Origin of the sequence: Nocardia farcinica, from assembly GCF_001182745.1 — a bacterium.
GTDB lineage: Bacteria > Actinomycetota > Actinomycetes > Mycobacteriales > Mycobacteriaceae > Nocardia > Nocardia farcinica.
Genome location: NZ_LN868939.1, coordinates 1,607,993 through 1,620,948, shown reverse-complemented (window position 1 = coordinate 1,620,948; position 12,956 = coordinate 1,607,993). Strand labels below are relative to the sequence as shown.

General features: G+C 71.8%; 11 protein-coding genes. 4 read left to right on the top strand and 7 right to left on the bottom strand.

The window, feature by feature from the left end:
* Positions 1 to 36: 36 nt before the first annotated feature.
* The 5 genes from AMO33_RS24235 to AMO33_RS24215 form a co-directional block, all read right to left on the bottom strand.
* Positions 37 to 2,178, bottom strand: coding sequence for an Rv1355c family protein (locus tag AMO33_RS24235; RefSeq protein ID WP_060595129.1), 2,142 nt, complete (start codon positions 2,176 to 2,178; stop codon positions 37 to 39).
* On the bottom strand, positions 2,175 to 2,924 hold the full coding sequence (locus AMO33_RS24230; RefSeq protein ID WP_174520492.1) for a hypothetical protein: 750 nt from the start codon (positions 2,922 to 2,924) through the stop codon (positions 2,175 to 2,177). Before AMO33_RS24230 ends, AMO33_RS24235 begins: the two co-directional genes overlap by 4 nt.
* A gap of 254 nt (positions 2,925 to 3,178) precedes the next feature.
* Positions 3,179 to 3,613 carry an effector binding domain-containing protein gene (locus AMO33_RS24225; RefSeq protein WP_011211454.1) on the bottom strand — a complete coding sequence of 145 codons (435 nt, stop codon included), beginning with the start codon at positions 3,611 to 3,613 and terminating at the stop codon, positions 3,179 to 3,181.
* Positions 3,610 to 4,053, bottom strand: coding sequence for a GyrI-like domain-containing protein (locus AMO33_RS24220; RefSeq protein ID WP_011211455.1), 444 nt, complete (start codon positions 4,051 to 4,053; stop codon positions 3,610 to 3,612). The genes AMO33_RS24225 and AMO33_RS24220 overlap by 4 nt, the downstream gene beginning before the upstream one ends.
* A 292-nt stretch (positions 4,054 to 4,345) precedes the next feature.
* On the bottom strand, positions 4,346 to 5,344 hold the full coding sequence (locus AMO33_RS24215; protein ID WP_060594397.1) for a GAF domain-containing protein: 999 nt from the start codon (positions 5,342 to 5,344) through the stop codon (positions 4,346 to 4,348).
* A 260-nt stretch (positions 5,345 to 5,604) separates the two neighbouring features.
* Between AMO33_RS24215 and AMO33_RS24210 the strand changes: the two genes are divergently transcribed.
* Entirely contained in the window at positions 5,605 to 7,242 is a 1,638-nt protein-coding gene (locus AMO33_RS24210) for a BCCT family transporter (protein ID WP_060594396.1), read from the top strand.
* A 54-nt stretch (positions 7,243 to 7,296) separates the two neighbouring features.
* Here AMO33_RS24210 and AMO33_RS24205 read toward each other — a convergent pair whose 3' ends face one another.
* Positions 7,297 to 9,378, bottom strand: a complete 2,082-nt coding sequence (locus AMO33_RS24205; protein WP_060594395.1) for an acyltransferase family protein — start codon at positions 9,376 to 9,378, stop codon at positions 7,297 to 7,299.
* A gap of 215 nt (positions 9,379 to 9,593) precedes the next feature.
* Between AMO33_RS24205 and AMO33_RS24200 the strand changes: the two genes are divergently transcribed.
* Positions 9,594 to 10,502: a hypothetical protein gene (locus AMO33_RS24200; RefSeq protein WP_060594394.1), complete on the top strand. Its 909-nt coding sequence runs from the start codon at positions 9,594 to 9,596 to the stop codon at positions 10,500 to 10,502.
* A 78-nt stretch (positions 10,503 to 10,580) separates the two neighbouring features.
* Entirely contained in the window at positions 10,581 to 11,363 is a 783-nt protein-coding gene (locus AMO33_RS24195) for a hypothetical protein (RefSeq protein ID WP_060594393.1), read from the top strand.
* Positions 11,364 to 11,379: 16 nt separating this feature from the next.
* Here the strand turns inward: AMO33_RS24195 and AMO33_RS24190 are convergent, their stop codons facing one another.
* Complete coding sequence (locus AMO33_RS24190; protein WP_060594392.1) at positions 11,380 to 12,231, bottom strand: alpha/beta fold hydrolase; 852 nt, start codon at positions 12,229 to 12,231, stop codon at positions 11,380 to 11,382.
* A gap of 65 nt (positions 12,232 to 12,296) precedes the next feature.
* On the opposite strand from AMO33_RS24190, the gene AMO33_RS24185 reads away from it, so the two are divergent.
* Positions 12,297 to 12,899 (top strand): TetR/AcrR family transcriptional regulator, encoded by a 603-nt coding sequence (locus AMO33_RS24185; protein ID WP_076573919.1) that lies wholly within the window; start codon positions 12,297 to 12,299, stop codon positions 12,897 to 12,899.
* Positions 12,900 to 12,956: the final 57 nt, after the last annotated feature.

Genomic DNA, 12,956 nt, shown 5'->3' with positions numbered 1-12,956 from the left:
TCGAGCGTTCGCCGAGGCACCTTGTCTCCGATCGTGCTAGCTGCCCTGGCCCGCACCCGGCGCTGGTAACCGCCTGCTGCGGACCGTGGCTGCTGCCGCGTAGCTCAGACGAAGCACCAACGCCATGATCTCATGCCCTGGCACTCCCAGCAGGTCCAGGAAACGGCCCTGAAGTGACGTTAGTGTATCCGCGAAATCCTCTGAAATCGCGGTCAGCTCCTCGGCGCGGTGTGCGTAGAGGAACACCGGCGACACCGGTTGCACGGCCAGCCCTCGTCGTCCGGCCTCCAGCCACACCCGTTGCAGGGCCGCGCCTGCCCGGGCGTAGTCGCTCAGCGAGGCCGCGTCGCGGCCGCCCTCGCAGGGCAGGGTGACCGCGACCAGCGCCGAACTCGACAGCACCCGGTCCCTGGTCAGTTCGCCGAGCGCGCGGCCGCCGGACCATTCGCGCAGTCGGTCCATCACATCGGACCGGGCCGCGATGCGGAGTTTGGCGTGCTCGTCGGGTGCCAGTTCCATGCTGCGCAGGTCGATGCCGTCGCGCAGATCCTCGCCGGGGCCGCGCAGTTCCTCGAACATCTCCTGGTGCAGGCGCGGGGTGAGGAAGCGGGCCCGATCGGAGCCGCCGAGCAATTCGGCGGCCTCGGCCAGCGCCGCGCGATCGGTCAGGGTGTGCAGCCGCCCGCCCGCCGCGCGCGCGGCGGCCGCCAGGGCGGCGAGCACGCCGTCACGGATGGGCGCGCCGGTGCCGAGCCTGCGGTTGGTCGCCCTGGTGAGCGCGGCGGGATAGTCCCGCGCCAACAGCTGGTCGCTGCCCGCGCCGAAGCGCAGGACCGCCGTGAGCGGGGCGCTCTCGTCCTCGATCAGGCGGTGCTCGCCGAGCAGGCCGTGCGCGGCGGCGGCCGCCCTGGCGTTGTGCAGGGCGGCGCCGATCGCGACCGCGCTGCCGCGGTAGCCGATGTCCATGGCCGAGGAGCGTCCCGGATCCAGCGCGATGCGCAGCTCTTCGTCGGTCAGGTGCAGCGTCCACGGCTGCACGTTGCCGCCCGAGGGCGCGCGCTGCGCGGTGCCCGCCACCTTGGCGCGCGGCGGGCCGGGCGGGAGCAGGCCGGGTTCGGGTCCGTCGTCCCACACCAGATCCTCGACCGGGGCGGGTTCGGCGAGCCCGTCGAGCGCGCGCTCGAGGTCGACCCGGGTGCGGCCGGAGGACAGTTTGAGGCCGAGCCCGATCCGGCGCACCGCGGTGGCCGCGATCGCCGCGCCGAGTTGCACGTCACCGCCGAGCTGCGGCCAGGTGGTCACGGTCTCGTCGATCTCGGCGAGGCTGGCCGCCATCCGGGCGGACAGCTCGCCGGGGTCGAGGATCCGCATGACGTGCGGCGCTTTCTCTTTCGTGGTCAGACCGCGCAGGTCGGCGGCGGTGGTGGCGCCGAGCAGTCCATGGAAGGGTGGGCGATCGGGTTCCAGGTCGTAGCGTTCGACGTCGAACAGGCCGCGGTCGCTGGTGTCCATGAGCAGCGGCAGTCGGTGTCGGCGCGCGCCCTCACGCACGGCGAATTTCACGTCGAGGGAATCGCACTCCTCGAGCACCAGGGTGAGCCCGTGCAGGAATTCGTCGACGCTGCCGTCCTCGACACCGCAGGTCATGACCTCGACGGGCAGGTAGGGGTCGAGTTCGGCGATGCGGCGCGCGGTGACCACCGCCTTGTTCACGCCGATGTCGAACAGGGTGCCCGGCACCCGGTTGAGGTTGGACAGTTCGATGTCGTCGAAATCGGCCAGCCGCAGCAGCCCGCAGGAGCCCTCCAGTGCGAGCGTGTGCGCGATGGCGTGTCCGACGCTCTGGCCGACGATGCCGACCTTCATCCGGCCGAGGGCGGCCTGTTCGGCGCGGGTGAGCTTGTTGCGGTTGCGGTCGAGCCGGACCGCGCGGAAGGTGCGCGGGCCGGGCAGGCCGACCAGCACCCGCCGCCAGGGGTAGTAGACCCAGCGGTCCGATTCGGGCCCCTCCGGTGGATCGCACACCTTCGCCAGCTCCGCCCGCAGCGGGTCGCGCAGGTCGAGGATGCGGATCGACCGGGTGGTGCGCAGGCGGGCCAGCGCGGCGGCGTCGTCGTCGGCGTGCTCGTCGAGGATCAGTGGCCGGTGCTCGGCGCCTTGGTCGGCCTCGTCGGTCATCGCGCCGCCCCGCCCTTCGTCGCGAGCACCGGCCGCGGCACACCCCACGCGCGCAGCGCGGCGCGCTCGATCATGGTGAGCGCGCTCTGCGACCGGGTCGCGTGCAGGCGGTAGGCGGTGGTATCCCACCAGAGCGGGACGGTGCGGTAGCGCTCGTCCGGGTACGGCACCGGGGCGATCTCGCCGGCGACGCGGCCGCCGCTGGAGCGATACAGCGCGATGCTGTGTTCGGCCGTGGTCGCGAAACCCCACCGCGCGCCGAGCAACCAGGCGGAGTGCACGACGCAGCGGGCCACCGCCGCACCCAGATGCGGCCGGTGCGCGGCCTCGCGGGACACCCAGACGGCCTTGGCCTCGACCACGCCCTCACCGATGCGGTCGCCGATCATGGTGCGCAGCGCGGCTTCTCCCGGTCTGCCGGTCCAGGCGCCGAGGCCGTGCGCCTCGGCGGCGCTGCGGTAGGGGCCCTGCGCGCGCAGTCCCGCGACGATCGCGCCCTCGGGATCGACCGCGGCGAAGAACAGCGACGTGGATCGCCCGTCGGTTACCCGGTCGTATTCGAGTGCCGATTCCACGCCGTACTGCCGATACACCTGCAATGCTCCGCCGAGGTAGCGCCGCCACAGATCCGGATGGGCATCCGGAGTAGTCACATGGAAGACGTAACCGGATTGCATGTCGCGAAACCGCAACACCTCGGTCTCACGTGCGCCCCCGGCGCCGACTGCGACCGTCTCGACAGTCATGGTGTTCCTACTCCGTTGTCACCGCTGACCGTGCCCGACCCGGGCTCGGCCGTACCCACTCTCCCCCGTCGCCGACATCGGGAGAGTTGCCAACGGCAGTATCCGTCATCTCACAGGAATTCACCAGGAATCTGGTTACTTCGGCGGAAACTCTTCGCACGACCCGACAAATCTGCAGGTCATGCCGATGAAATCGGCTGGACATGACAGAACCTGAAGACCAGTCGGTTCATCGACAGTTAACGCTTAGCTAATCAGACGAGGATGGAGATGTAGAGTTCCACCTGGTCGCGGCCCCGCCACACCTCGATCTCCTCCCGGTAGGCCCGGGTGATCTCGGCGGACGCGGTGGCGTCGTCGACCTGGGCCCACACATCCTCCACCGGATCGTGATAGTCGCCGTTGGGCGCGAACCGCGCGTACACCCCCTTGGGTACCCGCACGAGCAGATCACCCACCGGGACCAGGCCGGGCTCGGCGTACTCGAAGCACACCATCGCGTTGTAGTTGCCCGCGGGATCGGGCACGTACACGGTGTACATCAGCTCCTCGCCCGCGTCCCGGTCACGCAGCCGGTCCTTGAGGAACTCGATCAGATCGCTGTTGCTGACCTTGAAGCTCGGCCGCACCCGCGGTACCACCAGCCCGCCGTAGATCGCCTCGCCGCGGACCGCGATCGTGTAGGTCATCGTGGATCGACCGCCAGGTACAGCTCGATCTTGTAGGCGTGCGGATAGCACTCGAAATCTCCGGTGTAGGTGCGCTTGATCTGCTTGTGTTCCTCGGCGTAGGCGATCTGCGTCCACAGGTCGGTCATCACCTGCGGGAAGTTCCCCACCGAGGAGAACCGCGCGTAGCTGCCGCGCGGCAGGCGCGCCACCAGATGACCCCGGGTGACCTCGTCGAACGACCGGCACTGATAGCCGACGATCTGGGTGTTGTAGGTGCCGAGCTCACCGGTGTAGTCGGTGTAGGCGCTGGCCAGCGGCCCGCCGAGCTCCTGGTGCAGCACCGCCGCCCAGGCCGCCTCGAGGTCGTGGTCACGCAGTTCCCCGAGCGCGCGTTTCGGACTGCGGACGGGCAAACCGGCGACCCATGTTTCGTCCCGCTCGACGATTTCAAACTGCATGGAAAAACTCTCTCGAGGTGCATCCGCGAGCGCACCCGCATCCGGTCGGCTGGAACCGCCATGCTACCAACTCGATCATGATGCGTCCGGGCACATGTCCGCACCCTTGTCCCCGGCCACGGCCGCGCTGAACTGGACGAATGTCCTGAAATGCGGCCCGCGCGGCGCGGCCCGGCGATCGTCTCGTCCGCTGCGGTGTCCCCTTGTCCGCGCGCGGCCTCCCGTCCCTCCCGCCCGCGCTGGCGAACGCTCGGCTATCGATGCGGGAACCCGGCGGGCAACACCGGAGTCATCATCGAGCGATCCGGATCAGGCAGGTGGCGAAGCGCGGCAACCCTTTCGGCAGCCGCACGCAGTACAACTCGACGAGCTGCCAGCCGCGGCGCACCGTCAGCAGCCGGACCCGGATCCGCACCTCGTCGCGCCGGTGCTCGCTCAGATCACGCAGCGCCTCCAGATACCGGGCCAGATCGTCCGGGTGCACCAGATGCGTGGTCGCCAGGGAGAATTCCCGTCCGTCCGGCGCCGGATCGAGCTCACGCGAGGCCGGGTGGTGACGCCAGGCGATACCGGCCGGCGGCGGGGTGAGCCATTCGATGATCTGCAGGCTCTGCAGGTCGATCAGCGCGGTCGCCCCGTCGAGCAGGGCGGCGGCCGCGTCGTGATGATAGGTCGGCGGCACCAGGCCGGGCGCGCGCGCCGATTCGATCTGCAACAGCACCGCCCGCAGTGCGCTCGTGCCGTGCGGACGTAAGAACCCGAACACGCGCGTCGTCCGATCGTCGGGCGTGCGGACCTGCATCGACCCCTGCCAGAACACCCCCGGCCGCGGGTCGAGCGCCGCGCTCATCAGCCGGTCGCGGCCCTCGCATTCGATGATCCTGGACAGGAACCAGGCGCCGTGCAGCAGTGGATGCCCGGGTGGCAGCACCGGCCCGCCCGCACCGCTGCTGCGCACCGTCCACTGCGGCCCGTCCCAGACGAAGACGTCCACCGCGGGCGGCTCCGGCGGCGTCACCCGGGCAGCCGCGGCCCACAGCTGCACCGCGAGCGGCGCCCCGTCCGGGCCCGGCACCGGAATGGCGAGCACGCGGTGGTCCTCACCGCGCACCGGAACCTCGCGGCCGATGGGGCGGGCCGCTTCGATCGCCCGCCCGACCACCGAAACGGCCACCGCGGCGAGTGAATTCGGCCGGATCGCCCGGGTCAGCGAGCGCGTGCGCGCCGGCCCGTCCTCGGGCACGTGCCGGATCCCCTTGTCCGGCTCGGCGGTGTCGACCACGAACCACATGTGCGTCCCCCCTCGGCGCGTCGATGCACCGCCGCGCTCCGCCGACGACGGGACCCGGTCCCACCCCGCCCCCGCCGGCCCGGCGCGTCCGGTGCTGCTTCCCGGGTGAGCCTAGCGCCGCCGGTGAACACGCGCGTACCCGAGGCAGCTCGCATCCGCGTGGCGATCCCGCTATCGGCCGCTGACCGGGCGATCTCCGCGCGAGTCGACGCGGCGAGTCCATTCGGCGAACTCATCGTTACCGACCATAGTGGAGGGTGATGGATACCGAGAGCACGTCTACACCGAGACCCGACGCGCGCCTGATCGGCATCGGCGTCGCCGCCGTGGCCGCCGTCCTGATCTGGGCGGCGGTCGACCAGACCGGCTTCGGCCGGGCCTCCGACACCGCGCTGCAGTGGGTGCTGGACAACTTCGAATGGCTGTTCGTCATCGCCGCCGACCTGTTCCTGGTGCTGTGTGTGGTGATCGCGGTGAAGTTCGGCCGCATCCGGCTCGGCGCGGACGACGAGGAACCCGAGTTCGGCAATCTGGCCTGGATCGCGATGATGTTCAGCGCGGGCATGGGCATCGGCCTGATGTTCTTCGGCGTCGGGGAACCGTTGCAGCACTTCGTCTCCCCGCCGCCGTCGATGGACGTCGCGGCCAAGAGCACGGCCGCGGCCAATGTGGCCATGCAGTTCTCGCTGTTCCACTGGACGCTGACGCCGTGGGCGATCTATGGCATCGTCGGGCTGGCCCTGGCCTACGCGACCTTCCGCAAACGCCGCGGCAACCGGCTGTCCTCGGCGTTCGTGCCGCTCATCGGCGAACGGCGGGCCCGCGGCTGGATCGGGCAGGCGGTCGACCTGCTCGCGGTGTTCGCGACCGTCTTCGGCACCGCCACCAGCCTCGGGCTCGGCGCGCTGCAGGTCGCCAAGGGCCTCAACCTCACCCTCGGCACACCCGACACGGTGACCGTCCAGCTGATCATCATCATCGCCCTCGGCGCGGCGTTCGTGACCTCGGCGTTCTCCGGTCTGCACCGCGGCGTCAAGTGGCTGTCCACCATCAACGTCGGGCTGGCGGCACTGCTGATGCTGTTCGTGTTCGTGCTCGGGCCCACCGTCTACATCCTCGACACCATCCCGCCCGCGGTCGGGAACTACCTGGCGAACCTGCTGCAATTGGCGACCAGGACCAGCGCCAACGCCGACCCGGAGTGGATGGGCGCCTGGACCGTCTTCTACTGGGCGTGGTGGCTGTCCTGGGCGCCGTTCGTCGGCACCTTCCTCGCCCGCATCTCGCGCGGGCGCACGATCCGGGAGTTCCTGGTCGGGGTGCTGCTGGTGCCCAGCGGCGTGACCGTGGTGTGGTTCTGCGTGATGGGCGGCACCGCGATCCGGCTGACCACCACCGGGGTGGCCGACCTCGGCGCGATCGCCGCCGACGCGGAAGCCTCGCTGTTCGGCATGCTCGAGGCGCTGCCGCTGGGCACCATCACCTCCTGGGTGTCGATGATCCTGGTGATGACCTACTTCGTGACCAGCGCCGATTCCGCCTCGCTGGTGATGGGCTCGCTGACCAGCCGCGGGTCGCTGCATCCGCCGTCGTGGCTGGTGGTGCTGTGGGGCACGTTGATGTCGGCGGTCGCGGCCGTGCTGCTGCTCGAAGGCGGACTGGCCTCGCTGCAGGCGGCCACGATCCTGGTGGCGCTACCGTTCGTGCTGGTGATGCTCGCCCTGTGCTGGGCGCTGTGGCGGGAACTGAGCAAGGACCCCGGCGCGGGCCTGATCAGCAGGCCGCCGCTGCACGGCCTCCGGGACGCCGTGCGCGCGATGGTCGGCGAGGCGATCGAGGAGCGCCAGCCGGGCAGGCTGTCGCTGCGCAAGGCCCGGCGCGCGGAGACACCGCGCTGATCCGGCCGACGTCACCGCGCTGTTCCGGCCGACGTCACCGCGTCACGGGGTCCGTCACCACCAGCCGAGGATCGGGCCGAGCCTGCGGCCCAGTTCCGGCGCCATCGACCGCGAGTAGCTGGCGGTGAGGTGGTGCTCGTCGTGGTAGATGAGGATGTTGCCCTCCACGACCGGGCAGATGTCGACCTCGCAGACGGCGTCGGAGAGGTCGAGCGGGAAGACGTTCGGAAACGACGTCGCCGGTTCCTCGGCCGGGTTGACCGGGTCGAGCGCGTCGGCCCGGCGCATGCCGCAGCTGTAGCGGTCGCCGTTCTGGGCCAGGCAGTCGATGGCGCGGTAGCGCACCCCGTCGCGGCGCAGCCACGGGGTGTCACGCATGGCCAGCACGTTGAGGCCGTGTTCGGACAGCCGCGTCCACACCGCCAGGTAGTCGGCGGGGGTCTCGTCGCCGGTCTTGTCGCGCGGACGGGTGCCGGTGGTGAACACCCACTCCGGCCGGTCCACGCCGAGCCGGTCGATCACCTCGGCCGACCAGTCCCGGCAGTCCGGGATGGCCTGCCCCTTGTACGACACCTCCTCGGCGACGGTCAGCGGGCAGCCCATCTTGAGGTAGACCGCGATCCGGAAGCCGTGCTCGCGTCCGAGCAGGTCGAGCGCGGGCACCCAGTGCTCGGCGTGGGAACTGCCCACCACCGCGATGGTCCGCTCGGCGGCGGTGTCGCCGTAGTCGCAGGTGATCACCTCGCGGGTGTCCCAATCGGCGATGCAGCCGTCGTGGGTGGGGTAGGCGGCGTCGGCCGGGGCCTCGAACACGGTGGGCCGCATGTCCGCGCGGGGTGTGTGCGCGCCGCCGACCAGCGCTTCGGCACCGGGATAGCGGATCGGATCGAGTTCGGAGACCGGGCGCGGCGGCAGCAGACCGGCCACCACCTGCGCGGTGACGGCGAGCGCGAGCAGGCTCACGCCGAGCGCCAGCACCACGTGACGCCCGGTCTGCGCGCGCGGCGGCCGGGCCGGGGCGGGGGCGCGCAGCGGCTGCTCGACGTAGCGGTGGGTCAGGTAGGCCAGCACCAGCGAGCCGGCCAGCACCACCAGACCGCCCTCCACGCCGATGGTGGGGGTGCCGCGCTCGGCGAGCAGGAAGATCAGCAACGGCCAGTGCCACAGATACAGCGCGTAGGCCAGTTCACCGAGCCGCACCATCGGCGCGGCGGCCAGCAGCCGGTTCGGCAACGGCAGCGCCCCGGTCGCGAGGTTCTGCCCGGCCAGGATCAACGCCAGCGTCGCGCCGACCGGGATCAGCGCGGCGGGGCCGGGGAAGCGCGCGGCGCCGTCGACGATCCAGCCGCACGCCAGCACCAGTGTCGCCCCGGCGAGCGCCAGCAGCACCCGCAGCACCCGGGGCAGCGACAGCGCGGGCAACGCGACCGCGATCAGCGCGCCCGCCAGCAGCTCCCAGGCGCGCGCGAAGCTGTCGTAGTAGTTCCAGCCCTGGTGCAGTCCCACCCCGCGCGCCGCGTACCCGAACGAGGCCGCCGCCAGCACGGCCAGCACCAGCGCGACCGCGGGGCGCAGCGCCGCCGGCCTGCCCACCGTCCGGCACACCCACACCAGCGCGGCGATGCCGAGCAACGTCGCCACATAGAACTGGCCCTGCAACGACATCGACCACAGGTGCTGCAGCGGGCTCACCGACGGATCGGCCGCGAGGTAATCCGACCAGGACAGCGCCAGGTGCCAGTTCTGGTAGTACAGCAGCGAGGCCAGCGTCTGGGACGCCAGATCCGTCCACTGGGTGTAGGGCCTGGTCAGCACGCCGACCACGGCGACGGTGACCAGGACGACCACCAGCGCGGGCAGCAGGCGCCTGCCCAGCCGGGCCGCCGTCGCTCGCAGCGCGACCCCCTCCCCCGTCTCGGCCCGCCGCAGCAGTGACCCGGTGAAGAAGAAGCCGGCGAGCACCAGGAACACGTCGACGCCGCCGGACACCCGGCCCATCCAGATGTGGAAGATCACCACCAGCGCGATGGCGATACCGCGCAACCCGTCCAGGTCGCTGCGATAGGTGCTGGTGCGCGCCGTGGTGCCGGACGCGGTGCGCCCGCGAACCGCCGGCGACTCCTCCGGCGTCCTCACGCCGCCGCCGCGCCCCGCCGCGCGGGGACGCCCCGGCGCGCGACGACGGTGTCTCCGGGGCAGACGAGCGGTGAACGTGACATGACAACCCTCTTATCACGTCGCGCCGACGCCGGTCCAACTACGATCGAACTCGGCTCGATCTCGTTCATCCGCTCGGCGCTCTCGCTACGAATCGGTTCCACAGGTCCTCCTTTCCTGGAATGAGGTAGCCCATGGGCACATCCAGCAAGCCCGCAGCTCCGTATCGCTCGTTCATCCTCCGCCCGGCCACCGTCCTGCTGGGCGGAGCCGTGTGCGCGGCCGTCGTCGGGACCGGTCCCGCCCTGGCCGACCCGGCCCCGCCGCCGATCCAGGTGCCGGTCATCCACGCCGTCGGGCAGGTGCCCGGCGCGCCGCCGGGCGGGCTCGCCGAGCTGGTCGACGCGGCACTCGGCCTGCTGGCGCCCCCGCCCCTCGCACCACCCCCGCCCGGCGTGCCCGCGCCCCTCGCGGCCCTGCCTGCCCCGGCGGCCGAGCCGATGCCCGCGCTGCCGATGCCCGCGCTCGGGGCCGGGCCGGTCGAGGCCGTCGCCCCACCCGAAGTCTTCGGGGCAGCCACGCCTGCCCCGGCGGCGGCCCCCGTTCCGGCCGACACCGACCCCGGCCTCGTTCCCGTCGCCGACAGCGCGGCGCCGCAGACCGATCGGGTCCGGATCGGCCGGGTCGAGCTCGATCGTCCCGGCGCTCTCCCGCCCGAACAGGCCGCCCAGATCAACGCGGGTGCGGCCGGATTGGAAGACGGATTGTCGGATGTGCTCGACAGCACCGGCTTCGAGCCGCGACGCTCGGATCAGATCGCCGCACACGTGATCGGCGACGCGGCGATCGGCGCGGCGATCGGTGGCATCGCGATCGCGCCGGTGGCGGCCGGTGTGGGCGCGCTCGTCGGCGGCGGCATCGGCTTCCTGTTCGGTATCCCGTTCCTGCCGACCGGTCTGGTCGTCGGGCCGGTGGTGGGGGCGACGCTGGTCTACTCCATGATCACCGTGCCCGCCATCGTGACCGGCGCCGTCATCGGGGCGGGTGTCGGTGCGGTCGAGGGCGCGAACGCGCCGCTGCCGCCGGAGCCGCCGGCGAGCTGACCCGCTCGCCTCATCCACGGGTTGCCTCGCTCCGAATCAGATCCGATAGGTCGTCCTCCCTTCGGAATGAGGTAGCCCATGGGCAAACATCGCACGCCCACCGCTCCACACCGTTCGTTCGTCCTGCGTCCCGCCACCGTCCTGCTCGGCGGGGCGATGTGTGTGGCGGTGGTCGGGACCACGCCGGCACTGGCCGACGACCAGCCGTTCACCGCGCCGATCGCGCAGTTGCCCGTCGGCCCGGTCGACGGCGGCGCGCCACTGCGCGCGATCCCGTTCGCCGCGGCCAATTTCGGCGCGCCGGTGGCCGGACCGCAGGCCGCCGCCGCACCGGTCGCCGACCCGGTCGCTCCGGCGGTCGTGCCCGCGGCGACCGCGATCGACGAGCCGGTGCCGCCCGCGCCCGCCGCGCCGCCGGTCGCGAACGACATCACGATCGGCAGTGTCTCGATCACGCGCCCGGACTTCGTCCCGGCGGAGACCGCCGCCCAGATCAACCAGGGCTCGGCGGACGTGGAGAACGGGCTGTCGACCATGCTCGACAGCACCGGCATGGATCCGGCCCGCTCGGACGTGATCGCCGAACGGGTGATCGGTGACGCGGCGATCGGCGCGGTCGTCGCCAACACGGTGGCCTCGCCCATCTCCAGCGCCGGCGCGATGGTCGGCGCCGCGGCCGGGTTCATCGCGGGCATTCCGTTCCTGCCCGCCGGCCTGGTCGTGATGCCGGTGATCGGCGCGGTGCTCGGCTACGCGTTCGTCGCCGCACCCGCGGTCGCGGTGGGTGCGCTGATCGGCGCGGGCGTCGGCGCGATCGAGGGCTCGCTGGTCCCGGTGGAGTCCGCTCCCGCCGCGCAGTAGGCCGCCGCCCGGGCGGTCAGCGGTCGGAGACGGCCCGGTGGGCGAGCAGGAACGAGCCCATCGCCGCGGCCACCGCACGCGGCTGGTCGAGCATCGACAGGACATACGCGTCATCGATCTCGACCAGCCGCGCGTCGGGGATCAATTCGGCCAGCCCGCGGCCGTGCTCGCGCGGCATCACTTTCCCCGCGGACGACCACAGGATCAACGCGGGCCCGGAAAAGCGCCGGAGCGCTTCGGTGTTCGCGATCAGCTCACGCTGGTGGAACCCGCTGCGCGCGTAGGCGAGCAGGTCGCGCCGGATGCCCGGATCGCGCAGCCCCGGCTCGGTCCACCCGTGCACCAGTTCGTCGGACACCCCGCCGCGCGCCATCCACCCGAACAACAGCGGTGAGCGCCGCAACCACGGAATCCGCAACTGCCGCAACGCCAACGGCACGCCGCCCGGCACGCGCGTGGCGATCACGGCCATCCGGCCCGGCAGTCCGGGCGGAAAGTTGCCGAAGGCTTCGCAGGGCAGTGCGATGAGGCCACCGACCCGTTCGTCGAGGCCGTACGCGGTGAGGAACAGCGCACCGCCCCAATCGCTGTGCACCAGGGTCACGTCGCGCAGGTCGAGGGCGGCCAGGAAGTCCGCGACCAGGCGGTTGAGTCCGTGCAGGCTCAGGTCGGCGCCGGGGCGCAGCGGTTCGGGATGCGCGCCGAGCGGCAGGTCGAGCAGGACGTAGCGGAATCCGGTGGGCAGCAGGTCGAGCACCTCGTCCCACACGGTGTGGTTCATGAGCAGGCCGTGCAGCAGGACGACGGGCGGCCCGTCCCCCCGCTCCACATAGTGCAGCCTGCCCGCGGCGAGTTCGACGGTCGGCATCCCGAGCCTCCATTCGAGCGATCGCTCTAGAGTATTTGCTCTAGTCTGGAACCGTGGCCGAGCAGATGTCAACCGGGAAGATGCCGAGCAGCACGCGGGAACGCCTGGTCACCGCGATGACCGAGCAATTGCGCGTGCGGGGGTACCACGGCACCAGCGTCAAACAGATCACCGTCGCCGCCGCCGCGCCGATGGGCTCGCTCTACCACCACTTCCCCGAGGGCAAGCCCCAGCTGGCCGCCGCCGCCCTGCGCGAGTCCGGCGCGGCCTACCTGCAGCTGATCCCACTGCTGATGGACGAGCACGCCGACCTGCGCGACGCCGTCCCGGCCGCGTTCGCCGCCGCGGCCGACCAGATCGAGCAGACCGGCTGGATCAACATGTGCCCGGTCGGCACCGTGGCCGGCGAGATCGCCGACAGCGAGCCCGGCCTGCGTGCGGTGACGGCCGAGGTGATCGGCTCCTGGGTCGCCGAGGGGGCCGCGTACTTCCAGCGCCGCGGGCTGCCGGAGGCGCACGCCCGGGAACTGATCCTGGCGATCCTGGCCGCGCTGGAAGGCGCGTTCATCCTGTGCCGGGCGTTGCGCAGCACCGAGCCGCTGCGGGCGGCGGGCGCGACCCTGGCCACCCGGGTGGCCGAGATGACGGCCGGGAACCGACGGAGATGACCGAGCCCGGTGACCCCGCCCGTCGGCGGAGTCACCGGCATCGCGACGCGGCGGGTG